This window comes from Nocardioides exalbidus (assembly GCF_900105585.1).
GTDB classification, from domain to species: Bacteria; Actinomycetota; Actinomycetes; order Propionibacteriales; family Nocardioidaceae; genus Nocardioides; species Nocardioides exalbidus.
This window is the reverse complement of record NZ_FNRT01000002.1, coordinates 2,613,612-2,639,798: the sequence shown is the minus strand read 5'-3', so window position 1 is coordinate 2,639,798 and position 26,187 is coordinate 2,613,612. Positions and strand designations below refer to the sequence as shown.

The window sequence follows — 26,187 nt, the reverse complement described above, 5'->3', positions numbered from 1 at the left end:
AGGGTCGGCCGCGTGAGCCAGACACGTGCCATCGATGCCCTCTGCGACGCCTACGTCGACGACTTCTGCGCGCTCGACCCGCTGACCGCGACCTCGATCGGGGTGGCCGGCCACGAGCACGCGATGACCGACTACTCCCCCGCCGGCTTCGACGCCCGCGAGGCGCTCAACCGCGCCGCCGTGGCCGCGGTCGAGGCGGCGACGCCGGTCGACGACCGCGAGGCCGCGGCGAAGGACTCGTTCCTCGAGCGCACCCGCCTCGAGATCGAGCTCGAAGAGGCGGGCGTGGCCCGGTCGCGGATGTCGGTGCTGTGGAGCCCGCTCCACGAGATCCGCGGCGTCTTCGACCTGATGCCGACCGAGGGCGAGGAGGCGGTCGCCGCGATCGCCGCCCGGCTCGCGCTGGTGCCCACCGCGCTCGAGGGGCTGCGGGTCACGCTGTCCGACGAGGCGCGCAAGGGCAACGTCGTCGCCTCGCGGCAGTACGCCGAGGTGGCCGAGCAGGTGCGTCGCTGGACCGGCCAGGCGGGCGAGGCCGGCGACTTCTACCTCGGCCTGGTCGAGCGGCTGGACGCTGCCGACCAGGACGAGCTCCGCGCGCTGGCGCGGGCCGCGAGCGCGGCCACGGCGGCGTTCGGGCTGTTCCTCAGCGACGAGCTCGAGCCGCAGGGCCTGGCGAAGGAGGGCGTCGGTCGCGAGGTCTACGCGCTGGCCAGCCGCTACTTCCTCGGGGCCGAGGTCGACCTCGACGAGACCTACGCGTGGGGCTGGACCGAGCTCCAGCGGCTCTCCGACCTAAGGCACGCCACGGCCGATCGCATCCAGAGCGGCGCCGACGTCGACCAGGCCGTGGCGCACCTCGACGCCGACCCGTCTCGCGTGGTGCACGGTCGCGAGGAGTTCCGCGACTGGATGCAGGCGCTCGCGGACCGCACGATCGAGGCGATGGCGGACGTGCACTTCGACATCCCCGAGCCGATCCGCCGCATCGAGTGCATGCTCGCCCCGACCAACGACGGCGGCATCTACTACACCAGCCCCTCGGAGGACTTCGAGCGCCCGGGACGCATGTGGTGGTCGGTGCCCGACGGCATCGAGGCCTTCCACCCGTGGCGCGAGGTCACGACGGTCTTCCACGAGGGCGTCCCCGGCCACCACCTCCAGGTCGCGCAGACGGCCTACCGCTCCGACACGCTCAACCGATGGCAGCGGCTCATGTGCTGGTGCAGCGGGCACGGCGAGGGCTGGGCGCTCTACGCCGAGCGGCTGATGGAGGAGCTCGGCTTCCTCGACGACCCGGCCGACCTGCTCGGGATGCTCGACGGCCAGTCGCTGCGCGCTGCGCGCGTGATCGTCGACATCGGCATGCACCTCGAGCTGACCATCCCCGAGGACAACCGGCTCGGCGCCGGCGGCACCGCGTTCCACCCCGGCGAGACGTGGACGCCCGAGCTCGGCCTCGAGTTCATGCGGCTGCACTGCCGGATGGACGACGAGTTCATCCAGTTCGAGGTCAAGCGCTACCTCGGCCTCCCCGGCCAGGCGCCGTCCTACAAGGTCGGCGAGCGGATCTGGCTCGAGGCGCGCGCCGGGGTGCAGGAGCGACAGGGCGACGACTTCGACCTGAAGGCCTTCCACCGCGCCGCGCTCGACCTCGGCTCGCTGGGCCTCGACCCACTACGCGCGGCGCTGGAGCGCCTGTGACGCAGCTGGTCCTCGCGTCGGCGTCGCCGGCGCGACTCGCCACGCTCCGCAGCGCCGGCATCGAGCCGACCGTCATCGTCAGCGGGGTCGACGAGTCGCAGCTGAGCGACCTGCCGCCGGCCGAGCTGGCGCTCGGGCTCGCCGAGCTCAAGTGCGCGGCGGTCGCGGCGCGCGACGACGTGCCCCCGGGCGCCCTCGTCCTCGGCTGCGACTCGGTGCTCGAGCTCGACGGCGAGGCGCACGGCAAGCCCCACGACCCCGCCGAGGCGAGGCGCCGCTGGCAGGCGATGCGCGGGCGCTCCGGCGTCCTCCACAGCGGGCACTGCCTGCGTGACGTGGCGACGGGTCGGGTGGCCGCGGCCACGGGTTCGACCCTCGTGCACTTCGCCGACGTGAGCGACGACGAGATCGACGCCTACGTCGCCACGGGCGAGCCGTTGGAGGTCGCCGGGGCGTTCACGATCGACGGGATCGGCGGGGCGTTCGTCACCGGGATCGAGGGCGACCACCACAACGTCGTCGGCGTCAGCCTGCCCCTCCTGCGCGAGCTCGTCGTCGAACTCGGGCACGGGTGGCCGAGCCTGTGGACCTGACCCGATAGCATTCCGGACCGTGGGGAGCGGGTCGGGAGTGGCGTCGAAGCAGGTCGTGGCACAGCCGGACCCTGATCCCGACGACCGCTACGGCGTCCGCGACGAGCGGCTCCTGACCGGCGCGACCGTCATCACCGCGGTCCGCACGATCGCCTCGGTCGTCCTCGCCGCCACCGCTGCCCACCAGGAGAGCCTGACCCTGCTGGTGGTCGCGCTCGTCGTCTACTGGCTCGGCGACATGCTCGACGGTTTCTACGCGCGCGTGCGCGACTGCGAGACCCGGATCGGCGCGGTGCTCGACATCATGTGCGACCGGCTCAACGCGGCCGCGTTCTACATCGGCCTGGCGTGGCTCCAGCCCGACCTCTCACCGGCGATCTTCGTCTACCTCGCCGAGTTCATGGTGGTCGACTGCTTCCTGTCGATCGCGTTCCTCGCGTGGCCGGTGCGCAGCCCCAATTACTTCTTCGTGATCGACCGGCCGATCTGGCTGTGGAACTGGTCAAAGCCCGCCAAGGCGGTCAACAGCGCACTGTTCGCCGTGCTGCTGCTCGTGACCGGCTGGATGTGGGTCGGCCTGGTGATCGCGACCGCGCTCCTGGTGCTGAAGTGCGTCTCGCTGCACCGGTTGGTGCGGATCGGGCTGCCCGTACCGGGAGCCCGCGGTTGACGCTGTTCTGGAGCGTCCTGGGCGCGTCGATCGGCTCTGCCCTCCTCCCGCTGATCAACATCGAGATCATCCTGACCGGGGCGGTCAGCCAGGCCCCCGGCCACGAGTGGGCGCTGGTCATCGCCGCGACGATCGGCCAGATGCTCGGCAAGATCCTCTGGTACTGGGGCGGCACCCACGTCGAGCGCGCACCCTGGGTCAACCGGCAGCTGCAGAAGCCGGCGGCCAAGGCGTCGCTCGACAAGTGGCACGAGCGCGCAGAAGGCCGGCCGTGGTTCACGGCCGGCCTCCTCTTCGTCTCGGCGTTCAGCGGCTTCCCGCCCTACGCCGTGACGGCCGTGCTCGCCGGGATCCTGCGGGTGCCGATGTGGATCTTCCTCGTCACCGGCACCCTCGGACGCGGACTGCGCTTCTGGGTGGTCGTCTTCGGAGCCTCGTCGCTCTTCGGCTGGCTCTCCTGACCTACTCCTGACCTACTCCGCGCTCGACCACGCCTGCCGCAGCGTGACCCGGCCGCCCGTCTGGAGCAGCGCCCGGCGGTAGAGCCGCTCGCCGACCATCACGGTGATCGCGGCGAAGACGGCCAGCAGGCCCAGCGCGACCAGCGGCTCCCACCAGTCGACACCCCCGGCGAGGATCCGCTTCGGCATCACGACCGCCGAGACCGGCGGGATGAACGACGCGATCACCTGGCCGCGTCCGTCGAGCGAGAGGCCGCCGAAGAACATCGCCAGCATCAGCATCGTCAGCGGCGTCGAGGTCGCCTGCAGGTCCTCGGTGCGCGAGGCCAGCGACCCGGCGACCGCCCAGAGGCACGCCAGCGCCACGAACCCGGCGAGGAAGAACGCGATGAACCACACGGTCGGCCCCGACAGCGCGGGCACGTAGGACTTGTACGACGTGAAGCTCAGGCCGACGAGTCCCACCGCGACGTAGACGAGCAGCTGCACGACCGCGAGCGCGGTGTTGCCGAGGACCTTCCCGGCGAGGAGGTGCCGCAGCGGGATCGCGGCGGCGATGATCTCGACGATCCGGCTCTGCTTCTCCTCGATGACCGACGACGCGAGCTGCATGCCGAAGATCAGCGCGGCGAAGTAGAACAGGAAGACGAAGACGAAGCCCACGGCCTCCGCCACGCTCGCCCTCTCGGCGTCGCCGCGCAGGAAGTCGGTGCTGACGGTGCTGCCCGCCTCGAGCTGCTCGACCGACGAACCGGCGGCCGTGGCGTTCTCGGTGAGCACCTGCTGGCGTACGACGCCCTCGACGACCGTGGTCAGGGAGTCCTGCTCGCTCGACTCGGACGTCAGCTGCCAGCCGTCGTCGGTCGGGTGGAGCCAGGCGTCGACGTCCTCGTCGCGCAGCGCGGCCTTGGCGGCGTCCTCGTCGGCGACCTCGACCAGCTTCACGCTGACCTTGTCGTCGATCGCCGAGGCGTTGTCGGCGACGGCGGTCGCCATCGCGACCGCGTCCGGTGTCGCGGCGAGGTCGTAGTCGCTGGTGCGCTCGTCCTGCCAGGCGGTGAAGCCGATGAACCCGACGAGCATCACGACCATCAGCGCCGTGCCGATGAGGAAGGACTTGTCGGTGATCCGCGAGACGACCTCGCGGCGGGTGACGAGGAGCCAGCCCGGCTCCCCGGTCTGGCGGTCACGATTGGTGTCGGTGGTGCTCATGCGGTGGCCTCCCGGTAGATCTCGCTGAGGGCCGGGCGGACCCGGACGAACTCGTGGACGGCGCCGCGGCTCGTGGCCTCGGCGATGAGGTGCTGCTCGGCCCCGTCCTCGGCCACCTCGACCAGGACGCTGGAGCCGTCGAGGTCGAGCACGTCGAGCCCGCCCAGGTCGCGGACCCAACCGGCGTCGCCGCCGAGGACCAGTCGGAAGCGCGGCACCCCCGCGTCGCGCAGCTCCGACACGGTCCCGGCGGCGACCCGGCGTCCCTGGGACAGCACGACCAGGCGGTCGCACAGTCGCTCGACGAGGTCGAGCTGGTGGCTGGAGAAGAGGACCGGCACACCGTCGCGGGTGTACTCCCGCAGCAGGTCGACCATCGAGTCGACGGCCAGCGGGTCCAGGCCGGAGAACGGCTCGTCGAGGATCAGGGCGGCCGGCTTCGGCAGCACCGAGGCGATGATCTGCACCCGCTGCTGGTTGCCCAGCGACAGCTTCTCGAGGTGGTCCTTGGTCCGCTCGCCGAGGCCGAACCGCTCCAGCAGCTCCTGCACCGCGCTCCGCGCCTCGGTCCGCTCCATGCCCTTGAGCTGGGCGACGTACACCAGCTGGTCGAGGATCGGCTGCTTCGGGTAGAGGCCCCGCTCCTCCGGCATGTAGCCGAACGTGCGGCGGTCCAGCCGGGTGATCGGCCGGCCCTGCCACAGCACCTCGCCCTCGTCGATGCCGAGCACGCCCATGACCATCCGCATGGTCGTGGTCTTGCCGGCACCGTTGCCACCGACGAAGCCGGTCATCAGCCCCGGTGGCACCTCGAAGGACACGTGGTCGACGGCGGTGTTCTCGCCGAACCGCCTGGTCAGCTCTCGGATCTCCAACATGGCTCCGACGCTAGGCGGGGGCGACCCTCCTGGGATCCCCCGCGCGACGGAACCTGGGGGTGGAGGTGCGACCCTCCTGGGTCAGTCCTCCGTCGGGAGGACGAGGCCGGCCTCGTAGGCGTAGATCACGGCCTGCACCCGGTCGCGCAGGTGGAGCTTGGCGAGCACGTTGGACACGTGGGTCTTCACCGTCGCCTCCCCGAGCACCAGCTCGGCCGCGATCTCGCCGTTGGACAGGCCCCGCGCGAGCATCACCAGCACCTCGCGCTCGCGAGCGGTGAGGTGCGCGAGCTCGGCCGGCTCCGGCCGGTCGACGGCCGCGTCCTCTCCGGCCATCCGGCCGATGACCCTCCGCGTGACCTCGGGCGCGAGCAGGGCGTGCCCACGTCCGGCGGCGCGTACGGCGTCGAGGAGCTGCTCCGGGCCGGCGTTCTTCAGCAGGAAGCCGCTCGCTCCGGCCTGCAGCGCGTCGAAGAGGTAGTCGTCGCGGTCGAAGGTCGTCACGATCACGACGTGCCCGAGGTCGTCGGCGACGAGGTGGCGGGTGGCCTCGATGCCGTCCATGCGCGGCATCTGGACGTCCATCAGCACCACGTCGGGCCGCGTCCGGCGCGCCAGCTCGATCGCGTCGAGGCCGTCGGCGGCCTGCCCCACGACCTCGATGTCGTCCTCGACCGACAGGACCATCGCGAAGCCCGAGCGGACCATCGCGTGGTCGTCCACGAGCAGGACCCTCAGCACGTCGCTCATCGCGACACCGCCAGCGGGTAGCGCACCCGCACGCGGTAGCCGCCGGTCACCCGGGGCCCGATGTCGACCTGTCCGCCGTGCGTCGCGGCGCGCTCCCGGATGCCGAGCTGGCCGAGCCCGCTGCCGGACGTACCGTGCCGCGGGCGGCCGTTGTCGACGACCTCCACCTCGGCGTAGGGCCGCGGCTGGGACTCGTCGATGCGGACGACGACCGACACGGTGTCCGCGGTCGAGTGCCGGCGGACGTTGGTCAGCGCCTCCTGGACCGTGCGGTAGACCGCCAGCCCGATCCCCCGCGAGAGCCGCCCCGCCGCGTCGGCCTGCGCCTCGACGACGTCGAGGTTGACCGCCAGTCCCTGCCCGGCGACGTCGGCGACGAGGTCGGGGAGGTCGCGGACCCCGGCGTCGGTCGTGCGCTCGGTGCGCTCGGCCGTGCCCTCGCGCAGCGTGCCGAGGAGGTGGCGCATCTGGGTCACCGCTTCGCGCGAGGCCTCCTCGACGTTCGCGAGGGCCGTACACGCCGCGTCGGGGTCGCGGTCGAGCACCCGTCGCGCCGCGCCCGCCTGGATCCCCATCGCGGAGACCCCGTGGGCGACCACGTCGTGGAGGTCGCGGGCGATGCGGAGCCGTTCGTCGACGACCGCCTGGTCGCGCAGGCGCCCGGCCTGGGCCGCGATCGTGACGGCCTGCTCCTCGAGCCGGCCGCGCTGGCGTGCGGCCCGCCACGAGACGCCGCCGCCGATGATCGCGCCGCCGAAGTAGATGACGTTGATGAGCAGCGTGATCGCGATCGCCGCCGGGATGGGCGGGAAGAAGCCGATGTGCTCCGAGAGCTCCTCGTCGTCGAGCCAGTCCTGCACGGACGAACCGAGGGCGAACTGCCAGGTGATCCAGGCGAACATGAAGAGCACGATCAGGCCCATCACCAGCACCATGGCGCGGCGGTCGCGCGCCCACGCGACGCCACTGAGGATCGCGACGAAGTAGATGATCTGCAGCGACACCTGACCCATCACCTCGGGCATCGTGACGCCCGCGACGAACATGTGCACGGAGGCGATCAGCGCGACCGTCAACGGCCAGCGGCGTCGGCCGAGCAGCAGCACGGCACCGCTCGAGACGGCGAACCACTGCGCCCAGACCGGGACATCGGTGTGCGAGAAGCCTCCGGCGCTCCTGACCAGCTCCAGGGCGAGCAGGCTGACCGCCTCCACGAGGACGGCGAGGAGGACGTCGCTGCGACCGATCGGCGGGCGCCCGCGCTCGAAGGCGTCGTCGACGCCGAACCACTCGAGGACGCGGGCGGTCGGGTGGGGCATGGGCCGAGGGTAGATCGCGCCACCCGCGCGCGGATCCGTCGGGAGGGGGAGATCATGCAGGCATGGGTCGGTGGAACTTCCTGGTGGAGGGCGCGTCGGGCACGGGCAAGACGTCGGTGTGCCACGAGCTGCGCCGGCGGGGGCACGACGCCGTCAACGGCGACACCGACCTCGCGGTCCGCCTCTCCCCCGACCTCGCGCCGACGACGGCCGCCGAGATCCACGGCAACCACGGCTGGGACGCGACCCTCGTGCGAGCGCGGGCCGCCGACACGAGCGCGCGGCTCACGTTCTTCTGCGGTGGCTCGCGCAACGCGGCGAGCTTCCTGGACGTGTTCGACTCGGTGTTCGTGCTGGAGGTCGATCGCGCGACCCTCGTGCGTCGCCTCGACCAGCGCGCTGACGACGACTGGGGATCGACGCCGGAGCAACGCGAGCTCGTGCTGCGACTGCACGCCGCCGGCGACGACGTACCGCCCGGGACGGCCATCGACGCCACCGCTCCCCTCGCGGACGTCGTCGACGCGCTCCTGGCAGCGGCCGAGGCCATCGCCCGGCGGTGACCGGCCGGTCGCGGGCCCCACTGGTCCTCGAGCACTTCCTGACCGGATGGCTCCGCCGCGCGGCAGCGCTGCGACACTGCCGCCATGACGGTCGCCAAGTCGCTCATCCTGTTCGCGCTCGCCGCCGTCGCCGAGATCGGCGGTGCGTGGCTGGTGTGGCAGGGCGTGCGCGAGCACCGCGGCTGGCTGTGGATCGGCGCCGGGTTCGTCGCGCTCGGCGTCTACGGACTGGTCGCGACCCTGCAGCCCGACGCGAACTTCGGCCGGATCCTCGCGGCCTACGGCGGGGTGTTCGTCGCCGGCTCGCTCGCCTGGGGCATGGTCGTCGACGGCTTCCGGCCGGACCGGTACGACGTCGCCGGCGCGTTGATCTGCCTCGTCGGGGTCGCGGTGATCATGTACGCGCCGCGGCCGGCGTAGGCGGGTCGCTCCGACCCTCCTGGGTCACTCGACCGGCAGGCCGAGCCCCCGCGCGATCAGCATCCGCTGGACCTCCGAGGTCCCCTCGCCGATCTCGAGCACCTTGGCGTCGCGGTAGAACCGGACGACCGGGTACTCCTCCATGAAGCCGTAGCCGCCGAAGACCTGGGTCGCGATCCGCGTCGCGGTGACCGCGGACTCCGTGGTGTAGAGCTTCGCGACGGCAGCGGCCTGCTTGAACGCGGCGGTGGAGACCGAGCTGGCGCCGGCGTCCATCGCGTCCTTCATCGCGGCGGCCTTGTAGGTCAGCAGGCGCGAGGCGTCGAGCATGACCTGGAGGTCCGAGACCTGGAACGCGAGCCCCTGCTTGCGCCCGATCGGCCCGCCGAACGTCTGTCGCTCGCCGGCGTACTGCAGCGACATGTCGAGGCACGCCTGGATGCAGCCGACCGCCAGCGCAGCGATCGCGACCCGACCGTCGTCGAGGGTCGCGAGGAACTGCGCGTAGCCGCGACCACGCTCACCGAGGAGGTTCTCCTCGGGGACCCGCGCGTCGGTGAAGGACAGCGGGTGGGTGTCGGACGCGTGCCAGCCGAGCTTGTCGTACGCCTTCTCCGCGACGAAGCCAGGAGTGTCGGACGGGACGACGATGGTCGAGATCTCCGGCCGGCCGTCGGGCCGCTCGCCCGTGCGCGCGGTCACGGTGACGAGCGAGGTGATCGACGATCCCGAGTTGGTGATGAACTGCTTGGCGCCGTTGACCACCCACTCGCCCTCGTCGAGCACGGCCTTCGTCTTCGTCGCCCCCGCGTCGGAGCCGGCGCCGGGCTCGGTCAGCCCGAAGCCCGCGACGTGCTCGCCGGCCACGAGGGTCGGCAGCCAGTCCTTCTTCTGCGCCTCGGTGCCGTAGGTCAGGATCGGGTTGATCCCGAGCCCGACGGCGGCCTCCAGGGTGATCCCCATCGACTGGTCGACGCGGCCGATCTCCTCGATCGCCAGGCACAGCGACGTGAAGCCGCCGTCCTCGCCGGCCATCCCCGCGCCGCCGAACTCCTCGGGCGCCGTGAGCCCCATCAGCCCGAGCGCGCCCATCTTCTGGACCACGTCGGTCGGGAAGTGGTGGTCGCGGTCCCACTGCGCGGCGTGCGGGGCGATCTCGGCCTCGGCGAAGTCGCGGACGCTGCGGCGGAACTGCTCGTGCTCGGGGGACAGCTCGAAGGTCATGCTCGGCACCCTAACCCCAAAGGTTAACGATCGCTAACCCTGCGCACGAGGGTCGCCTCGGCGACGTACGACGGTCACGCAATCGTCACCGGACCGCCGCGCCCCGGTCGCCGCGGACGACCAAAGTCGGACTGTTGCCCACATCGAAAGGACCACCGGACGTGAAGCGTCTCTCCGTTCCCGCCATCGCCGCCGGCACCGCTGCCGTCGTCGCCCTCGGCATCGCCGCTGCGAGCGCCGTACCCATGGGATTCACCCAGGACCGCTCGGCAGACCTGGCCCAGCAGATCAACCCGGCCAGGCCCAAGAGCGTGATCCTGCTCATCGGCGACGGCATGGACGACTCGATGATCACCGCTGCGCGCAACTACTCCAAGGGCGCCTCGGGCCGCCTCGTGCTCGACGAGCTCCCCTTCACGGGCGCGATGACGACGTATGGCCTCAAGGTCGGCGCCGGCCCGAAGTACCCGATCGCCTACGTCTCCGACTCCGCTCCGACCGCCAGCGGCTGGTCGACCGGCAAGAAGACCGTCGACGGTCGCATCTCGCAGGGCCCCTCGACCGCGGACACCGTGCCGGGTGAGAACTACCAGACCGTGCTCGAGAAGTTCAAGGCGATGGGCAAGCTCACCGGCGACGTCTCCACCGCCGAGATCACCGATGCCACCCCGGCCGCCGCCGCGTCGCACATCAACGCGCGCGCCTGCCAGGACCCCAGCGTGATGACCAACTGCCAGGCCGCGCTCAAGTCGCAGAACGGCCTCGGCTCGATCGCCGAGCAGCTCGTCGACAACAAGGTCGACGTCCTCCTCGGGGGCGGGCAGAACCGCTACGCCAAGACGCTCGAGGGCAGCTCGACGACGGTCCTCGACTACGCCAGGAACACCAGGGGCTACCGCTCCGTCACCACGGCCAGCGAGCTGGCCGGCGTCACCAGCCTCTCCGGCGGCCCGGTCCTCGGCCTCTTCAGCCCCGGCAACATGACCCGCAAGTACGCCCCGCGCCTCGCGGTCAACGGCGGCACCTCCGACACCGGCCCGTGCGTCGAGCAGAGCCGAGGCACCCAGCCCACGCTGGCCGCGATGACCACCGAGGCGATCTCGCTGCTCGACAACCCCAACGGCTTCTTCCTGCAGGTCGAGGGCGCGAGCGTCGACAAGGCCGAGCACGAGCGCGACATCTGCGGCGCGATCGGCGAGCTCGAGGAGCTCGACCTGGCCGTCAAGGCCGCGCTGGACTACCAGAAGGCGCACCCCGACACGCTCGTCATCGTTACCGGCGACCACGCCCACTCGACGCAGATCGTGATGGACAACTTCGGCGGCAGCGCCACGGCGACCGTCACCACCGCCGACGGCGACCCCATGACGGTCGCGTACTCGTCGTCGTACGCCGGCACGCCGCCGCAGCAGGCCACGCACACCGGCTCGCAGATCCGCGTCGCGGCGATCGGCCCGCAGGCCGCCAACGTCACCGGCGTGATCGACCAGACCGACCTCTTCAACACCATGATGGGTCGTACGCCGAGCACGCTGCCGACGCAGCCCACCGCGACCGCCACCACCACGGTCACCACGACGCCGTCGCCGACCACCCCGGCGCCGACCAGCACCCCGACGAGCACCCCGGTCGAGGAGCCGACCATCTGGCTGGCGTCGCCGAAGAAGGTCGCTCGCGGCTCCGAGACCTGGATCTCGGTCACCGTGGACGGCGCGACCTCGGTGAAGGTCAAGATCAAGCAGGGCAAGGACGTCGTCGTCCGTGAGCTGTCGAGGAAGGGTGGCTCGGTGAAGCTGCCGAGGCTCGACCGCGGCTCCGCCCAGATCAAGGTCATCGCCGTCGGCGCGGGTGGACGCACCGAGGTCAAGCGCACCCTCACCGTGCGCTGACCGGGCACCGAACCTCCACCTGCTGCGGCCGTGGCCCCTCCCGGGGGGTCGCGGCCGCAGTTGTCTCGACAGGGTGTTGTCCGTCACAACGGGCACCCGTCACGCCGCGGCCGGGGCGCGGTAACCTGCCGAGCGGTACGTCGCCGTTCTGCTGACCCAGGAGTCCTCGCGTGAGCTTGAAGAAGGTCCTCATCGCCAACCGCGGCGAGATCGCCGTCCGCGTCATCCGCGCCTGCAAGGACGCCGGTATCAGCTCCGTCGCGGTCTACGCCGACCCGGACCGCGACGCGCTGTTCGTGCGGCTCGCGGACGAGGCCCACTCCCTCGGCGGGGCCACCCCGGCCGAGTCCTACCTCGACATCGCCAAGATCATCAAGGTCGCCACCGACACCGGCGCCGACTCCGTGCACCCCGGCTACGGCTTCCTCGCCGAGAACGCCGACTTCGCGCAGGCCGTGCTCGACGCCGGCCTGATCTGGATCGGTCCCCCGCCGGCCGCGATCGAGGCCCTGGGCGACAAGGCCAAGGCCAAGCACATCGCCGACCGCGCCAACGCCCCGCTCGCGCCGGGCACCAAGGACCCCGTCGCCGGCGCCGACGAGGTCGTCGAGTTCGCGAAGGCCAACGGCCTCCCGGTCGCGATCAAGGCCGTCTTCGGTGGCGGTGGCCGCGGCCTCAAGGTCGCCCGCACGCTCGAGGAGATCCCCGACGCCTACGAGTCGGCCGTCCGCGAGGCCGTCACCGCGTTCGGTCGCGGCGAGTGCCTGGTCGAGAAGTTCCTCGACAAGCCGCGCCACGTCGAGACCCAGTGCCTGGCCGACCAGCACGGCAACGTCGTCGTCGTCTCCACCCGCGACTGCTCGCTCCAGCGCCGCAACCAGAAGCTCGTCGAGGAGGCGCCCGCGCCGTTCCTGTCGCAGGAGCAGCTCGACGAGCTCTACGAGTCGTCCAAGCGGATCCTCAAGGAGGCGGGCTACTACGGCGCCGGCACGTGCGAGTTCCTCGTCGCGCAGGACGGCACGATCTCCTTCCTCGAGGTCAACACCCGCCTCCAGGTCGAGCACTGCGTCTCCGAGGAGGTCACGGGCATCGACCTGGTCCGCGAGATGTTCCGCATCGCCGCCGGTGAGGAGCTCGGCTACGGCGACCCCGAGATCCGCGGCCACTCCATCGAGTACCGCATCAACGCCGAGGACGGCGGCCGCAACTTCATGCCCGCGCCCGGCACCCTGTCCGCGTGGGCACCGCCGTCCGGTCCCGGCGTACGCCTCGACGGGGGCTACGAGAACGGCGAGACCGTCCCCGGCTCGTTCGACTCCCTCATCGCCAAGCTCATCGTCACCGGCACCACCCGCACCCAGGCCCTCGAGCGCTCGCGCCGCGCCCTCGACGAGTTCGTCGTCGACGGCATGCCGACCGTCATCCCGTTCCACCGCGCGGTCGTGCGTGACCCGGCCTACGTCGGCCCCTCGACTCCGTCGGGCGAGGGCGAGTTCACGGTATACACCCAGTGGATCGAGACCGAGTTCGACAACCAGCTCGAGCCCTACGCCGGCGACTCGGCCGAGGCGGAGGAGGCCGGCGAGCGTCAGAAGGTCACGGTCGAGGTCGGCGGCAAGCGCCTCGAGGTCGTCCTCCCGGCTGGGCTCGGCGGGCTCTCCACCGGCGGCGGCGCTGCCGGCGGTGCCAAGAAGGCCGGCAAGCGCACCGCGAAGAAGGCCGGCGCCGCGGCGTCCGGCGACGCCGTCACCTCCCCCATGCAGGGCACCATCGTGAAGGTCTCCGTCGAGGACGGCCAGAGCGTCGCTGAGGGCGACGTCATCGTCGTCATGGAGGCGATGAAGATGGAGCAGCCCCTCAAGGCCCACAAGGCCGGCACCGTCACCGGCCTCGCCGCCGAGGTCGGCGCCACAGTCACCAACGGCGCCGTGATCTGCGAGATCAAGGACTGATCGAGCGGCGAGGCCGACTTTGCACCCGAGTCTCCCGCTTGTCGGCCGAGATCTGGTGTGACAAGCGGGGCGGTCACCGGATATCCGGTGACTCCAGACAGACATAGATAGCAAGCACTCACTTTTTATGTGACACTTGCCGGGTGACCACGACTCGCGAACGGCGCACCCAGGCCGAGCGCCGCGAAGGCACGATCACCGCGCTCCTCGACGCGACGGTGGCGTGCCTGACCGAGCGGGGGTACGCCGCCACCTCGACCGCCGCGGTCTGCGCGGAGGCGGGCGTGAGCCAGGGAGCGCTGTTCCGGTACTTCCCGACGCGGCAGGCGCTGCTCGTCGCGACCGCCGAGCACGTCGCGACCCGCAACGTCGTGGCCTTCCGCACGACGGTCGGAGGTGCGTCCGTCGCGACCGCCGACGACGTCGCCGCCGTCCTGGGCCACCTCCGCCGCGCGGTCCTCTCCCCCGCCAACCAGACCTGGCGCGAGCTGCTCGTCGCGGCCCGCGCCGACGCCGACCTCCGGGTGGCGCTCCACCCCGCCCGGGAGTCCCTCCACGCACAGATGCTCGCCGCCGCGGCCGACCTGTGGGGCGAGCACCTCGGAGCCGACGACCTCGCCGCCGTCCTCAGCATCGTGGTCAACATGCTCGACGGGCTGGCGTTCTCCGCCCTCGACCCCGACCCGACGGCCCCACCGGGCCGCACCGTCGAGCGGGCACTGCGCCTGCTCGCCGAGATGATCGTCCGCCACTACCCCTCGCCGATGGAGCAGCACGCATGAGCACCTTCCACCCCGACGTCATCGTCGTCGGCGCCGGCCTCGCCGGCCTCGTCGCCACCCACGAGCTCGCCCTGGCCGGCAAGAAGGTGCTCGTCCTCGACCAGGAGAACCGCGCCAACCTCGGCGGCCAGGCCTGGTGGTCGCTCGGCGGGCTCCTGTTCGTCGACAGCCCCGAGCAGCGCCGGATGGGCATCACCGACTCCCCCGAGCTCGCGTGGCAGGACTGGCAGGGCTCCGCGCAGTTCGACCGGCTCGGCGACGGCACCGACGGCCCGGGGCGCGGCGAGGACTTCTGGCCGCGGCAGTGGGCGAAGGCGTACGTCGACTTCGCCCACCGCGAGAAGCGCGACTACCTCCACGACCTCGGCCTCAAGTCGCTGCCGTTCGTCGGCTGGGCCGAGCGCGGCGACGGCCGGGCCCTGGGCCACGGCAACTCCGTCCCGCGCTTCCACCTGACGTGGGGCACCGGCCCCGAGGTCGTCCGGATCTTCGCCGAGCCGGTCGAGAAGGCCGAGGCGGCCGGGCTCGTACGCTTCGCCTTCCGCCACCAGGTCGACGAGCTGGTCGTCGAGGACGGCGCGGTCGTCGGCGTGCGCGGCACGATCCTGGCCGACGACGACAGTGCCCGGGGTGTGAAGTCCAACCGCGACAAGGCCGGTGACTTCGAGCTCCGCGCCGCGGCGGTCGCCGTGACGAGCGGCGGCATCGGCCACAACCACGAGCTGATGCGCCGCAACTGGCCGACCGAGCGCGTGGGCGCCGCACCGGAGCACATGATCTCCGGCGTGCCCGCGCACGTCGACGGACGCATGCAGGGCATCGCCGAGACCGCCGGCGCCACGATGGTGAACAAGGACCGGATGTGGGCCTACGTCGAGGGCATCCACAACTGGGACCCGGTGTGGCCCGACCACGCCATCCGGATCCTGCCCGGCCCGTCGTCGATGTGGTTCGACGCCACGGGCAAGCGGCTCGAGGGCATGTCCGGCGTCCCCGGCGCGGACTCGATCGGCGCGATGAAGCAGATCCTCGCCGCGGGCCACGACTACTCGTGGTTCGTCCTGACCCAGTCGATGATCGAGAAGGAGTTCGCCCTCTCCGGCTCCGAGCAGAACCCCGACATCACCGGCAAGGACCTCAAGTTCCTGGCGCAGAGCCGCCTCGCCAAGGGCGCGCCCGGTCCGGTCGAGGCCTTCAAGGAGCACGGCGTGGACTTCGTCGTGGCCGACTCCCTGGACGAGCTGGTGACCGGGATGAACGAGCTCGCCCGCGGCCCGAAGCTCGACGTCGACGACCTCGAGCGGCAGATCGTCGCCCGCGACCGCGAGATGGACAACGCCTTCTCCAAGGACGTCCAGGTGATGGCGATCCACAACGCCCGCCGCAGTCGTACGGACAAGCTGATCCGGGTCGCCAAGCCGCACAAGGTCCTCGACCCCTCGCACGGCCCGCTCATCGCCGTCCGCCTCAACATCCTCTCCCGCAAGACCCTCGGCGGGCTCGAGACCGACCTCGACGGCCGGTGCATCGCCGCCGACGGGAGCGTCGTCCCGGGCCTGTACGCCGCGGGCGAGGTCGCCGGCTTCGGCGGGGGCGGCGTCCACGGCTACAACGCGCTCGAGGGGACCTTCCTCGGCGGCTGCATCTTCTCCGGCCGCGCGGTCGGCCGGGCCCTCACGCGCTGAGCGCGGCCCTCCGGTGGTCGCGCGGGCTGACACCACGCTCACGCTTGAACGCGGCGCTCAGCGCGAACGGGGTCGCGTAGCCGACCTGCCGTGCGACCGAGGCGACGGTGACGTCCGGGTCGAGGAGCAGGTCGGCGGCCAGGGAGATCCGCCAGTCGGTCAGGAAGGCCATCGGCGGGGCGCCGACGAGCTCGGTGAAGCGCCGGGCGAAGGCCGCGCGCGACACCCCTGAGCGATCGGCGAGCTCCACCACCGACCACGGGTGCTCGGGGTGGTGCTGCATGAGGCGCAGCGCCGGCCCCACGACCGCGTCGCCCTGCGCGGCGTACCAGCCCGGCGCGTCGGATCGCGACCGGGCGAACCAGGTGCGCAGGAGGCTGATCAGCAGCAGGTCGAGCAACCGGTCGAGCATCGCCTCCTGGCCGGGGGCGTCGCGGACCACCTCCTCGCCCAGCAGGTCGAGCAGCGGGGTGTCGAGCTCGTCCGCACGCAGCACCATCGTGCGCGGCAGGGCCCGGAGCAGGCGTCGCGTCACCTCGCCCTCCATCAGGTAGACGCCGGTGAGAAGCACCGTCTCCCCGGCCGCACTGTTGCCCCAGCTGCGCACTCCCTGGCTCATCTCCTCGACACGTCGTGGCCGTCGACCGTGGTGCACACCTGGCCGGGACGGATCACGACCTGGGTGGCGGTGCCCGGGTCGTCGGCGATCGACCAGTGCTCACCTCCCACCCACACCACCACGTCGCCCGCGTCCAGGCGGACCGGCTCCTCGCCGTCGGGGCACACCCAGAGGTGGCCACGCACCACCGACGTCACCGACAGCGGCGCCTCGTCCTCGAGGCGGACCGACCACGGGGCGTCGAGCAGGATCCGGAGCAGGAACGCTCCCCGGGCACGAGGACCGTCGAGCAGTCCGGTGAGGGCGTCCATGGAGAGAATGTAGACGCTCACGTATGGAGAGCGGCGGATCAACCATGGATACTCTCGGCCGGGCACGATGGACTGGTGCCATGACCACCACCCAGGACCTCCCGCCCCAGTCGCTCCTGTCGACCGTCGCCCTCGCCGCCGCCGTCCTCGTCGCCGGGCTCCAGGCCGGCACCTACTTCACGTGGTCCACCGGGGTGATGCCGGGCCTGGCCCGCGTGGACGACCGCACGTTCGTCGGCGCGCTGCAGCAGATCAACGTCGCCATCGTGAACCCGCTCTTCGTCGCGACCTTCGTGGGCGCGCCCGTCCTCGCCGCGGCGGTCGCCGTGCTCGGAGGCCCGCAGGCCCGGCCGTGGGCGATCGCCGCCACCGCACTCGCCGTCGGCACGGTGGCGATCACCGTCGCCGGCAACATCCCGCTCAACGACGCTCTCGAGGCCGCGGGCAGGGTCGACGCGATCCAGGACCTGGCCGCGGTGCGCGCGGACTTCGAGTCGCGCTGGGTCCTGCTGAACGCCGCCCGGACCCTCACCACTGCGGGCGCACTGGCGCTGCTGGGGATCGCGGCCCTGCGGACGAGCTGATCAGGGTCGCCGAGCGACCCGCAGCCGAAGAATCTGCGATCGGGTCGAGTAGAGGACACGAACTGACCTCTTCCCCCGGAAGAGTCACCCCCATGACGATCACCACGACACCCCACCTCAACTTCGACGGCAACGCCCGCGAGGCCCTGGCGTTCTACGCCACGGCCTTCGGCAGCGAGGCCATGACCATGACCTACGGCGCGATGGGCGCCACCGACGACCCCGCGTGGGCCGACCGCATCGTGTGGGGACAGGTCCAGTCGCCCTCCGGCATCCGCGTGATGGCGTTCGACGTGTGGCCGGGCCAGCCCTACGACCAGGGCACCAACGCCTCCTACGTCTACCTCAGCGGGACCGACGCCGATGAGATCACCCGCGCCTGGGAAGGCCTCCTCGAGGGCGCCGAGGTCCGTCAGGCGCTCGGCCCCGCCGCCTGGTCATCCCTCGCCGGCCAGCTGCGCGACAAGTTCGGCGTCATCTGGGCCCTCGACGTCGCCGCACCGGCCGGGGACGAGCACCGCGACTGACGGCTGGGCCAGGCCGACCGATTCGACCAGCGCCGCGAGGTGCTGCTCGAAGAGGTCGGCGGGGTCGGCGAAGGTGGCCGAGCCGTACTGCCCGAAGACCTCCCAGGTCACGCAGCCGAAGAGTGCGGCCCACGCGAAGAAGCCGCGCGCCATCAGCGCGTCGGGCACGGTCAGGCCCATCTCGCGTCGGATCCGGGCGAGGTCGCGGGCGAGGCGGCGAGGCTTCAGCGGACCCTCGTCGACCGCGACCGCGATCGCGCCCGCCTGCCAGGCGTCCTCCCAGACCTCGACGAGACGGCCGACGACGCGGACACCGGGGCCGGTCGTCTGCTCGGCGGGCGCCTCGTAGCCCGGGACGGGGCTGCCGAAGAGGAGGGCGTACGTCGCCGGCTCGGCGAGGCCCCACGCCCGGACGGCGCGGCCGATGGCCGTCATCCGACCGGCGAAGTCGGCCGGATCCACGGAGGCGAGGGCGGCGTCGACGGCGTCGCCGAGCTCGTCGTAGCCGTCGACGACGAGCAGCGTGAGCAGCTCGTCGCGGCTCGCGACGTAGCGGTAGACGGCCGACGACACGATCCCGAGGTCGCGCGCGACCGCCCGCAGCGACAGGGCCGCAGCGCCGTCGGTCGCGAGGTGCACGCGACCGATCCGCACGATGTCGCGCATCGTCTGCTCGCGGGCCCGGGCGCGCGGGGTGGAGGTGTCGATCATTCCTCCAGTGAAGCACATCTGCGAGCGTGCGTGACAAAAGAGAGCGCTGCTCTTGCTTTTCACCGGTGCGCGCGTCAGGATGGTCGAAACGAGAGCACCGCTCTCACTTTCTGACCAGGAGATCCGCATGAACACCATCCACGTCGTCACCGGAGCCGGACCCGTCGGCTCGACCGTCGCCCAGCAGCTCGCCGACGCCGGACACCAGGTCCGGCTGCTCACCCGCTCGGGCAGCGGCCCGGTCCACCCGCTCATCGAGCGCAGGAAGGTCGACGTCTCCCAGCGGTCCGCCCTCGAGAGCGCCTTCGAGGGTGCGGTCGCCGTGCACCACTGCATCCACGGGTCGGCGTACGACTCGAAGGTGTGGCGCGCGGAGCTGCCGAAGGCCGAGCAGGCGGTGCTCGAGGCCGCCGGACGCGTCGGTGCGGTCGTCGTCTTCCCCGAGAGCCTCTACTCCTACGGCCAGGTCGACGGCGTGATGACCGAGGCCACCCCGCGCACCGCGACGACGGGCAAGCTCGGCATCCGCACCGAGCTCCTCGCTCAGCGTGACGCGTCGAGCACGCCGACGGTCAGCGTCGCGGCGTCGGACTTCTACGGCCCCGCCGTCCGCATGGCGCACGCCGGTGAGCGGCTGGTCCCGACCGTGCTGGCGGGGAGGACGATGCGGGTCCTCGGCAGCATCGACCAGCCGCACTCGTTCACCTACGTCCCCGACCTGGCCGCCGCGATGATCACGGCCGCGGGCCGCGAGGACCTCTGGAACTCCTTCCTCCACGCCCCGACCGCGCCGGCGCTCACCCAGCGCGAGCTGGTCACGAGGGTCGCGCAGGTGGCCGGCGTCCGCACCCCGAAGATGTCCGCGATCCCGGTCGGCGTGATGAGCGCGATGGGCCTCGCCTCGCGGTCGATGCGCGAGATGGCGGAGACGGGCTACATGTTCAGCCGGCCGTTCGTCATGGACTCCAGCGCCAGCGAGCAGCGCCTCGGCCTGTCCCCCACGCCCCTCGACGACGGGCTGACCACGACGGTCGCGTGGTGGCGCGCGCAGGACGGCGCCCAGGATGCCAGCGCGGCATGACGCGATGCCCGGGTGACGGACACGTGCCCTCGCTCACACCCGGACTGGATAGCGTTCGGCCCATGTTCTCCAAGGTGCTCGTCGCCAACCGTGGCGAGATCGCAGTCCGGGCCTTCCGTGCAGCGCGCGAGATCGGTGCGCGCACGGTGGCCGTGTTCCCCCACGAGGACCGCGGGTCCGAGCACCGGATGAAGGCCGAGGAGGCCTACCAGATCGGGGAGGTCGGCCACCCGGTCCGCGCCTACCTCGACCCCGAGGCGATCGTGCAGGTCGCCGTCGACTGCGGGGCCGACGCGATCTACCCCGGCTACGGCTTCCTCTCGGAGAACCCGGCGCTCGCCGAGGCCTGCGCCGCGGCGGGCATCACGTTCATCGGTCCGAGCGCCGACGTGCTCACCCTGACCGGCAACAAGGCGCGCGCGATCGCCGCGGCCAAGGCCGCCGGCGTACCCGTGCTGGAGTCCGTGCCGCCGTCGACCGACGTCGAGGAGCTGCTGACGGCCGCCGAGGCGATCGAGGCCCCGCTCTTCGTCAAGGCCGTCGCCGGCGGCGGCGGTCGCGGCATGCGCCGCGTCGACGACCGCGCGGACCTGCGCGAGGCGATCGAGACCTGCATGCGCGAGGCCGAGGGCGCGTTCGGCGACCCGACCGTCTTCATCGAGCAGGCCGTGGTCGACCCGCGCCACATCGAGGTGCAGATCCTCTCCGACGGCACCGGCTCCGAGGGCGGCGTGATCCACCTCTACGAGCGCGACTGCTCGGTGCAGCGGCGCCACCAGAAGGTCGTCGAGATCGCCCCGGCGCCCAACCTCGACCCCGAGCTCCGCGACCGCATCTGCGCCGACGCGGTGCGCTTCGCGCGCGAGATCAACTACAAGAACGCCGGCACCGTCGAGTTCCTGCTCGACCCGTCGGGCAAGTACGTCTTCATCGAGATGAACCCGCGCATCCAGGTCGAGCACACCGTGACCGAGGAGGTCACCGGCGTCGACCTCGTGCAGTCGCAGATGCGCATCGCCGCCGGGGCGACCCTCGCCGACCTCGAGCTCACCCAGGACACCGTCGCCCCGCGCGGCTTCGCGCTCCAGTGCCGCATCACCACCGAGGACCCGGCCAACGGCTTCCGGCCCGACACCGGCCGCATCACGATGTACCGCTCCCCCGGCGGCCCGGGCGTGCGCCTCGACGGCGGCACCACCTACACCGGCGCCGAGATCAGCCCGCACTTCGACTCGATGCTCGCCAAGCTCACCTGTCGCGGCCGCACCTTCGAGGCCGCCGTGCAGAAGGCCCGCCGCGCGCTGCTCGAGTTCCGCATCCGCGGCGTCTCGACCAACGTCGGCTTCCTCCAGGCCGTGCTCGCCGACCCCGACTTCACCGCCGGCGGCGTCACCACGTCCTTCATCGAGGACCACCCGCAGCTGCTCAAGCAGCAGTTCGGCGGCGACCGCGCCACGCGCCTGCTCGACTTCCTCGCCGACGTCACGGTCAACCAGCCGCACGGCACGGCCCCGGTCTCGGTGGCACCGGTCAGCAAGCTCCCCCGGCTCGACCGCTCGCAGCCGGTGCCCGACGGCACCCGCCAGCTCCTGCGCGAGATCGGCCCGGAGGAGTTCGCCCGCCGCCTGCGGGCGCAGAAGAACGTCGCGGTCACCGACACGACCTTCCGCGACGCCCACCAGTCGCTGCTCGCCACGCGGGTCCGCACCCGCGACCTGCTCGCCGTCGCCGACCACGTCGCCCGCACCACGCCGCAGCTGTGGTCGGTCGAGTGCTGGGGCGGCGCGACCTACGACGTGGCCCTCCGCTTCCTCAACGAGGACCCGTGGGAGCGGCTCGCCGCCCTGCGCGAGGCGATCCCCAACATCGGCCTGCAGATGCTGCTGCGCGGGCGCAACACGGTCGGCTACACGCCGTACCCGACCGAGGTCACCGAGGCGTTCGTCCAGGAGGCCGCCGAGACCGGCATCGACGTCTTCCGCATCTTCGACGCCCTCAACGACGTCTCCCAGATGCGCCCGGCCATCGACGCCGTCCGCGCCACCGGCACCTCGGTCGCGGAGGTGGCGCTCTGCTACACCGGCGACCTGTCGTCGCCCGGCGAGAAGCTCTACACCCTCGACTACTACCTCCGCCTCGCCGACCAGATCGTCGAGGCCGGCGCCCACGTGCTCGCGATCAAGGACATGGCCGGCCTGCTCCGCGCCCCCGCCGCGCGCACCCTGGTGACCGCGCTGCGCGAGCGCTTCGAGCTGCCGGTCCACCTCCACACGCACGACACCCCCGGAGGCCAGCTCGCGACGCTGCTCGCGGCCATCGACGCCGGTGTCGACGCGGTCGACGGCGCGACCGCGTCGATGGCCGGCGGCACGTCGCAGCCCGCGCTGTCCGCGCTGGTGTCCGCGACCGACCACTCCGAGCGCGAGACCGGCCTCTCGCTCGCGGCGGTCAACGCGATGGAGCCCTACTGGGAGGCCGTGCGCCGCGTCTACGCGCCGTTCGAGTCCGGCCTGCCCGCCCCGACCGGCCGGGTCTACCGCCACGAGATCCCCGGCGGCCAGCTCTCCAACCTGCGCCAGCAGGCGATCGCGCTCGGCCTCGGCGAGAAGTTCGAGCAGGTCGAGGACATGTACGCCGCGGCCAACGACATCCTCGGCAACGTCGTGAAGGTGACGCCGTCGTCGAAGGTCGTCGGCGACCTGGCGCTCGCCCTCGTCGCCGCGAAGGCCGACCCGGCCGAGTTCGAGGCCGACCCGGCGTCGTACGACGTCCCGGACTCCGTCATCGGCTTCCTCAACGGCGAACTGGGCGACCCGCCCGGCGGCTGGCCCGAGCCCTTCCGCAGCAAGGCGCTGGCGGGCAAGACCTGGAAGCAGCCGGCCGAGACCCTCACCGCCGAGCAGCAGGCGAGCCTCGCGACCGACCGCCGCGAGACGCTCAACGAGCTGCTCTTCCCCGGCCCGACAGCCGCCTTCCACGAGTCGCGGGAGAAGTACGGCGACCTGTCCGGCGTCTCGACGATCGACTACCTCTACGGCCTGCGCCGCGGCGAGGAGCACCAGGTCCGCGTCCGCGAGGGCCGGGAGATGATCTTCGGCCTCGAGGCGATCAGCGAGCCCGACGAGCGCGGCTTCCGCAACGTGATGGCGACCGTCGACGGCCAGTTGCGGCCCGTGCAGGTGCGCGACCGCAGCATCTCCGCCGACGTCGCGTCGGCCGAGAAGGCCGACCCGGCCAACACCGGCCACGTCGCGGCGCCCTACGACGGCGCGGTCACCGTGACCGTCGCCGAGGGCGACACCGTCGAGGCCGGCCAGACCGTCGCGACGATCGAGGCGATGAAGATGGAGGCCTCCATCTCCGCCCCCGTCGCGGGCACGGTCCAGCGGCTCGCGATCCCGTCCACCAAGGCCGCCGAGGGTGGCGACCTGGTGCTGGTGATCGGCTGAGGCGTCAGCGAGGCAGCGGCGAGGCCTTCTTCAGCGCGCGCCTGGACGCCTTGGCACCGGACTTCGCCGCGGCGGAGATGCCCTGGGTCATCAGGGTCAGCCCCGCACCGACGAGCCACACGTCCTTGGCCACCGCGATGCCGTCCTGGCTGGGACGGATGCCGTCGTCCAGCGTCATCGACGGCGTCCGCAGGTACATGCCGACCAGGCTCGAGCCGAAGCCCGTCAGCGCCGCGCCGGCGACGGTGGCCGGGACCATCGGCGCGAGGAGGGCGGCGCCCACCCCGATCTCGCTCCAGGCGAGCAGGCGCGCGAACTTCGTGGGCTCCATGTCCTTGAAGAACGTGGGATAGGTGGACGCAGCCGCGCCGTGGAGGAACTGCGCGGTGCCCTCGTCGGCCCCGAGCTTGCCGATGCCCGAGTTGAGGATGAACGCGCCGGTGGCGAGGCGCAGCGGGACCTGGGTGAGGGACACGGGCTCTCCTGGGGGTGGGGTCTCTGGACCACCAGTGTGGCGCACGCCTCGCACCCCGTCCCGTGCGGCTCGCTACCCCTCGTTCAGCACGACCACGTCCGGGTCGGGCTCGGCGTACTCCGTGACGTCGGGCTCGTCCCCGGTGACCTGCTCGTAGACGGTCGCGGCCACGGCGCGCATGCCGTTGATCTTCGGGTGGAACGGCGCCGCGACCCCGATCCGGAACCGCGGTCCGTTGATCCAGGCCCGCCCCCCGGCGCAGACGTCGTGGCCGTCCGACACCGCCTCCATGTCGACGTACGACGCCCCGGCGGCCGTCGCGCCCTCACGGAGCGAGGCGTTGAGGGCGACCGCCACCTCGGCGATGGGCCCGAGCGCCTCGGCCTGGACCCCGACGGCCTTGCAGGTGCCCTCGGTCGGGAGGATGTCGGGGTAGCCGACGACGTAGACGTCCGCCTCGGGCGCCAGCGCCCGGATGTCGCGCACGGCCTTGCGGATGTTGCCGGCGACCTTGCCGGCGTCGGTGCGCAGGTCCGCGACCGGGCAGACCGCCAGGCGGCCGTCCTGGCACCGGATGAGCGAGTCGTAGATGCCGAAGTCGTTGCCGCCCATGCCGAGCGTGACGAGGTCGGTGTCGGCGGTGACCGCGTCGAGCTGCGGCGGGGCCGTGCCGCCGTCGTAGAGCGCCATCGTCCCGGTGAGGTCCTGCGTGGTGGCGGCCGAGCAGGTGACGTCGGTGTAGCTCTTCACGTCGAGCCAGTCGGCGAGGAAGGCCGGGTAGTTGTCCTTCGAGCGCGCGCAGCCCGCGGGGTCGGTGCGCATCGTGCCGATGAACGGGCCGGCGGAGAACGAGTCGCCGAGCGCGACGTAGTCGACGTCGGAGGTGACCTCGGCTTCGATGACCGGGTCGGGCAGGCCGCCGTCGTCACCGGGCGCCGCGGTGCCGCCGGCCGAGCAGGCGGACGTGACCAGGAGGGTCGCCGCGAGCCCCGCCCACAGCACGCGGAGCCTCACTCGCGCGCCTGGCCCTTCTGCCGGGGCATCACGGCGAAGGTGAACCAGTCCGAGTTGAGCCCGAACGCGGACCGGACGTCGTCGCCGTCGACGCGCACGGTGCCGGCCGTGCCGATGAAGGCCATGTCGAGGACCCGGCCGCCGAGGTCGCCGTTGCCGTCGCGGGCCGCCACCTCGATGCCGGTGAGGTCGCCGATCGCGGGCCACTGCCGCTCGACCTGGGTGTCGTCGAGGGTCGCGGTCCAGGTGGAGTACCTCGGGTTGTCGACGCCGTCGTAGGGATCGGCCTGCGCGACGAGGTAGGGCATCGACCCGGACGCGGAGAAGCCGCCGTTGCTCGCGGAGAACTGCGTGAAGGCCGGCCGGCCGCCGTAGAACAGGCCCTGCTTGGCGGTGGCCCTGATCGCCGCCGTCGCGGCGGGGTGCTCGGCGTCGACGCCGCCGTAGACCTGGCACGCCGAGGTGTCGCAGAGGTCGTAGTGGGCGGCCGAGGGGTGCGAGCGCTCGAACGCGGCATAGGTGCGGGCCGCCACCGACTGCGCGCTCACCGCTGCGGGCTGCCACAGCGCGGGCACCTCCTGCGGCACGACGCCACGGAGGTACGCCTCCATGCTGAGCTCGTTGACCGTCTCGCGCGTGGTGCTCTGCCGCGCGGCCGCGGACTGCAGCGTGCCGCGGTAGTCCCGTCGTGCGCCACCGGGGAGCACCAGGGTCAGCGGCTGGCTCGTCGTCGAGGAGAACTCGGCCTGCCCGCGCAGCTTCTTCCAGGTGCGCCACACGCCGCCCCTGGTCCACTGCACCTGGGTGTCGCTGCCGTTCCCGACGAGGCGCCACTTCGTGGCCCGGTCGGCCGGGAGCCGCCAGGTGCGCGGCCGGTCGAGGCTGCCGACGCGGAGGCCGGGGCGGGCGGCGACCTGCACGTCGCGGCCGGTGTCGGCGGTGATCAGGACCCGGATCCTGCCGGCGATGCGGCCCCAGTCCGTGCCCGGGTAGTAGAACTCGTCGATCTGCTGCCAGGTCAGTCCCTGCAGGGCCGCACCCTGGGCTCCGTACTGCGACAGGCCGTGCCCGTGGCCGTAGCCGTGCCCGGTGACGGTGATCGCGGTGCTGCCCGCGACGGTCCACGTCTCGACCTTCTTGCGCGGCGGGGCCTCGGCGCTCGCGGGGATGACCGGCAGCAGCAGCGCGCTCGCGAGGACCACGAGCAGCAGGCGGACCAGGTGGGTCGGACGGGGCACGGGACCTCCTCCAGCGTGCGGCAACAGAGCCACCCACCGTACAGGCGGGTCGCGAACCACGGACCCGAACGCCTCG

General features: G+C 72.1%; 23 protein-coding genes and 1 pseudogene. 14 read left to right on the top strand and 10 right to left on the bottom strand.

The genetic code is table 11. The features are described 5' to 3' along the window. Positions 1-12 precede the first annotated feature (12 nt). The 4 genes from BLV76_RS22855 to BLV76_RS12945 are packed head-to-tail and all read left to right on the top strand — an operon-like array spanning position 13 to position 3,428. Positions 13-1,704, top strand: coding sequence for a DUF885 domain-containing protein (locus BLV76_RS22855; protein ID WP_245734659.1), 1,692 nt, complete (start codon positions 13-15; stop codon positions 1,702-1,704). Continuing rightward, positions 1,701-2,297, top strand: a complete 597-nt coding sequence (locus BLV76_RS22850) for a Maf family protein (protein WP_217630334.1) — start codon at positions 1,701-1,703, stop codon at positions 2,295-2,297. Before BLV76_RS22855 ends, BLV76_RS22850 begins: the two co-directional genes overlap by 4 nt. A gap of 55 nt (positions 2,298-2,352) precedes the next feature. After that, positions 2,353-2,967 carry a CDP-alcohol phosphatidyltransferase family protein gene (locus tag BLV76_RS12950; protein WP_090972679.1) on the top strand — a complete coding sequence of 205 codons (615 nt, stop codon included), beginning with the start codon at positions 2,353-2,355 and terminating at the stop codon, positions 2,965-2,967. Continuing rightward, positions 2,964-3,428, top strand: a complete 465-nt coding sequence (locus BLV76_RS12945) for a VTT domain-containing protein (protein WP_175539670.1) — start codon at positions 2,964-2,966, stop codon at positions 3,426-3,428. The genes BLV76_RS12950 and BLV76_RS12945 overlap by 4 nt, the downstream gene beginning before the upstream one ends. A gap of 12 nt (positions 3,429-3,440) precedes the next feature. On the opposite strand, the gene BLV76_RS12940 is transcribed toward BLV76_RS12945, so the two are convergent. From BLV76_RS12940 to BLV76_RS12925, 4 genes are all read right to left on the bottom strand, one after another. Further along, positions 3,441-4,640 carry an ABC transporter permease gene (locus BLV76_RS12940; protein ID WP_090969497.1) on the bottom strand — a complete coding sequence of 400 codons (1,200 nt, stop codon included), beginning with the start codon at positions 4,638-4,640 and terminating at the stop codon, positions 3,441-3,443. Then, positions 4,637-5,518 (bottom strand): ABC transporter ATP-binding protein, encoded by an 882-nt coding sequence (locus BLV76_RS12935; protein ID WP_090969496.1) that lies wholly within the window; start codon positions 5,516-5,518, stop codon positions 4,637-4,639. The genes BLV76_RS12940 and BLV76_RS12935 overlap by 4 nt, the downstream gene beginning before the upstream one ends. Before the next feature lie 81 nt (positions 5,519-5,599). After that, positions 5,600-6,268, bottom strand: a complete 669-nt coding sequence (locus tag BLV76_RS12930) for a response regulator (RefSeq protein ID WP_090969495.1) — start codon at positions 6,266-6,268, stop codon at positions 5,600-5,602. Then, positions 6,265-7,587, bottom strand: coding sequence for a sensor histidine kinase (locus BLV76_RS12925; protein WP_090969494.1), 1,323 nt, complete (start codon positions 7,585-7,587; stop codon positions 6,265-6,267). The genes BLV76_RS12930 and BLV76_RS12925 overlap by 4 nt, the downstream gene beginning before the upstream one ends. Before the next feature lie 62 nt (positions 7,588-7,649). Between BLV76_RS12925 and BLV76_RS12920 the strand changes: the two genes are divergently transcribed. Further along, the gene (locus BLV76_RS12920; protein WP_090969493.1) at positions 7,650-8,150 is read left to right on the top strand and encodes a P-loop NTPase family protein; all 501 of its coding nucleotides are present in this window, start codon (positions 7,650-7,652) and stop codon (positions 8,148-8,150) included. A gap of 84 nt (positions 8,151-8,234) precedes the next feature. Continuing rightward, complete coding sequence (locus tag BLV76_RS12915) at positions 8,235-8,570, top strand: YnfA family protein (RefSeq protein ID WP_090969492.1); 336 nt, start codon at positions 8,235-8,237, stop codon at positions 8,568-8,570. 24 nt (positions 8,571-8,594) lie between these two features. On the opposite strand, the gene BLV76_RS12910 is transcribed toward BLV76_RS12915, so the two are convergent. Continuing rightward, complete coding sequence (locus tag BLV76_RS12910; RefSeq protein WP_090969491.1) at positions 8,595-9,794, bottom strand: acyl-CoA dehydrogenase family protein; 1,200 nt, start codon at positions 9,792-9,794, stop codon at positions 8,595-8,597. A gap of 161 nt (positions 9,795-9,955) precedes the next feature. On the opposite strand from BLV76_RS12910, the gene BLV76_RS12905 reads away from it, so the two are divergent. The 4 genes from BLV76_RS12905 to BLV76_RS12890 all read left to right on the top strand — a co-directional run bounded on the left by BLV76_RS12905 (position 9,956) and on the right by BLV76_RS12890 (position 16,102). Then, entirely contained in the window at positions 9,956-11,683 is a 1,728-nt protein-coding gene (locus BLV76_RS12905) for an alkaline phosphatase (protein WP_217630333.1), read from the top strand. Between the two features lie 170 nt (positions 11,684-11,853). Then, entirely contained in the window at positions 11,854-13,635 is a 1,782-nt protein-coding gene (locus BLV76_RS12900) for an acetyl/propionyl/methylcrotonyl-CoA carboxylase subunit alpha (protein ID WP_217630332.1), read from the top strand. A gap of 143 nt (positions 13,636-13,778) precedes the next feature. Further along, a complete protein-coding gene (locus BLV76_RS12895) occupies positions 13,779-14,417 on the top strand; it encodes a TetR/AcrR family transcriptional regulator (protein WP_175539669.1) in 639 nt (212 codons plus the stop codon). Continuing rightward, a complete protein-coding gene (locus BLV76_RS12890) occupies positions 14,414-16,102 on the top strand; it encodes an FAD-binding dehydrogenase (RefSeq protein WP_090969489.1) in 1,689 nt (562 codons plus the stop codon). Before BLV76_RS12895 ends, BLV76_RS12890 begins: the two co-directional genes overlap by 4 nt. Here BLV76_RS12890 and BLV76_RS23345 read toward each other — a convergent pair. Beyond that, positions 16,092-17,032, bottom strand: a pseudogene (locus BLV76_RS23345) (AraC family transcriptional regulator). The gene BLV76_RS12890 and the pseudogene BLV76_RS23345 sit on opposite strands and share 11 nt — an antisense overlap. An 80-nt stretch (positions 17,033-17,112) precedes the next feature. On the opposite strand from BLV76_RS23345, the gene BLV76_RS12880 reads away from it, so the two are divergent. Both BLV76_RS12880 and BLV76_RS12875 read left to right on the top strand, forming a co-directional pair. Next, the gene (locus BLV76_RS12880) at positions 17,113-17,616 is read left to right on the top strand and encodes an anthrone oxygenase family protein (protein WP_217630331.1); all 504 of its coding nucleotides are present in this window, start codon (positions 17,113-17,115) and stop codon (positions 17,614-17,616) included. A 92-nt stretch (positions 17,617-17,708) separates the two neighbouring features. Next, positions 17,709-18,143 carry a VOC family protein gene (locus BLV76_RS12875; protein WP_090969488.1) on the top strand — a complete coding sequence of 145 codons (435 nt, stop codon included), beginning with the start codon at positions 17,709-17,711 and terminating at the stop codon, positions 18,141-18,143. On the opposite strand, the gene BLV76_RS12870 is transcribed toward BLV76_RS12875, so the two are convergent. Beyond that, positions 18,054-18,854 (bottom strand): TetR/AcrR family transcriptional regulator, encoded by an 801-nt coding sequence (locus tag BLV76_RS12870; RefSeq protein WP_175539668.1) that lies wholly within the window; start codon positions 18,852-18,854, stop codon positions 18,054-18,056. The genes BLV76_RS12875 and BLV76_RS12870 overlap by 90 nt on opposite strands. A 127-nt stretch (positions 18,855-18,981) precedes the next feature. Here BLV76_RS12870 and BLV76_RS12865 point away from each other — a divergent pair, with 127 nt between their 5' ends. Together BLV76_RS12865 and BLV76_RS12860 are read left to right on the top strand one after the other, a co-directional pair. Then, complete coding sequence (locus tag BLV76_RS12865; protein ID WP_090969487.1) at positions 18,982-19,935, top strand: NAD-dependent epimerase/dehydratase family protein; 954 nt, start codon at positions 18,982-18,984, stop codon at positions 19,933-19,935. A 62-nt stretch (positions 19,936-19,997) separates the two neighbouring features. Further along, positions 19,998-23,384, top strand: coding sequence for a pyruvate carboxylase (locus BLV76_RS12860; RefSeq protein ID WP_090969486.1), 3,387 nt, complete (start codon positions 19,998-20,000; stop codon positions 23,382-23,384). Positions 23,385-23,388: 4 nt separating this feature from the next. Here BLV76_RS12860 and BLV76_RS12855 read toward each other — a convergent pair whose 3' ends face one another. The 3 genes from BLV76_RS12855 to BLV76_RS12845 form a co-directional block, all read right to left on the bottom strand. After that, on the bottom strand, positions 23,389-23,859 hold the full coding sequence (locus BLV76_RS12855; RefSeq protein WP_175539667.1) for a hypothetical protein: 471 nt from the start codon (positions 23,857-23,859) through the stop codon (positions 23,389-23,391). A gap of 72 nt (positions 23,860-23,931) precedes the next feature. Further along, positions 23,932-24,873 (bottom strand): SGNH/GDSL hydrolase family protein, encoded by a 942-nt coding sequence (locus BLV76_RS12850; protein ID WP_175539666.1) that lies wholly within the window; start codon positions 24,871-24,873, stop codon positions 23,932-23,934. Continuing rightward, positions 24,870-26,111 (bottom strand): SpoIID/LytB domain-containing protein, encoded by a 1,242-nt coding sequence (locus BLV76_RS12845; RefSeq protein WP_090969484.1) that lies wholly within the window; start codon positions 26,109-26,111, stop codon positions 24,870-24,872. Before BLV76_RS12845 ends, BLV76_RS12850 begins: the two co-directional genes overlap by 4 nt. Positions 26,112-26,187 lie beyond the last annotated feature (76 nt).

What these genes read in the sequence shown, in the direction of transcription:
- BLV76_RS12875 (WP_090969488.1), top strand. Translation starts at nt 17,709, where the DNA reads ATGACGATCACCACGACACCCCACCTCAACTTCGACGGCAACGCCCGC.
- BLV76_RS12880 (WP_217630331.1), top strand. Translation starts at nt 17,113, where the DNA reads ATGACCACCACCCAGGACCTCCCGCCCCAGTCGCTCCTGTCGACCGTC.
- BLV76_RS12890 (WP_090969489.1), top strand. Translation starts at nt 14,414, where the DNA reads ATGAGCACCTTCCACCCCGACGTCATCGTCGTCGGCGCCGGCCTCGCC.
- BLV76_RS12915 (WP_090969492.1), top strand. Translation starts at nt 8,235, where the DNA reads ATGACGGTCGCCAAGTCGCTCATCCTGTTCGCGCTCGCCGCCGTCGCC.
- BLV76_RS12935 (WP_090969496.1), bottom strand. Translation starts at nt 5,518, where the DNA reads ATGTTGGAGATCCGAGAGCTGACCAGGCGGTTCGGCGAGAACACCGCC.
- BLV76_RS12910 (WP_090969491.1), bottom strand. Translation starts at nt 9,794, where the DNA reads ATGACCTTCGAGCTGTCCCCCGAGCACGAGCAGTTCCGCCGCAGCGTC.
- BLV76_RS12925 (WP_090969494.1), bottom strand. Translation starts at nt 7,587, where the DNA reads ATGCCCCACCCGACCGCCCGCGTCCTCGAGTGGTTCGGCGTCGACGAC.
- BLV76_RS12940 (WP_090969497.1), bottom strand. Translation starts at nt 4,640, where the DNA reads ATGAGCACCACCGACACCAATCGTGACCGCCAGACCGGGGAGCCGGGC.
- BLV76_RS12930 (WP_090969495.1), bottom strand. Translation starts at nt 6,268, where the DNA reads ATGAGCGACGTGCTGAGGGTCCTGCTCGTGGACGACCACGCGATGGTC.
- BLV76_RS12865 (WP_090969487.1), top strand. Translation starts at nt 18,982, where the DNA reads ATGAACACCATCCACGTCGTCACCGGAGCCGGACCCGTCGGCTCGACC.
- BLV76_RS12920 (WP_090969493.1), top strand. Translation starts at nt 7,650, where the DNA reads ATGGGTCGGTGGAACTTCCTGGTGGAGGGCGCGTCGGGCACGGGCAAG.
- BLV76_RS12860 (WP_090969486.1), top strand. Translation starts at nt 19,998, where the DNA reads ATGTTCTCCAAGGTGCTCGTCGCCAACCGTGGCGAGATCGCAGTCCGG.
- BLV76_RS12870 (WP_175539668.1), bottom strand. Translation starts at nt 18,854, where the DNA reads ATGATCGACACCTCCACCCCGCGCGCCCGGGCCCGCGAGCAGACGATG.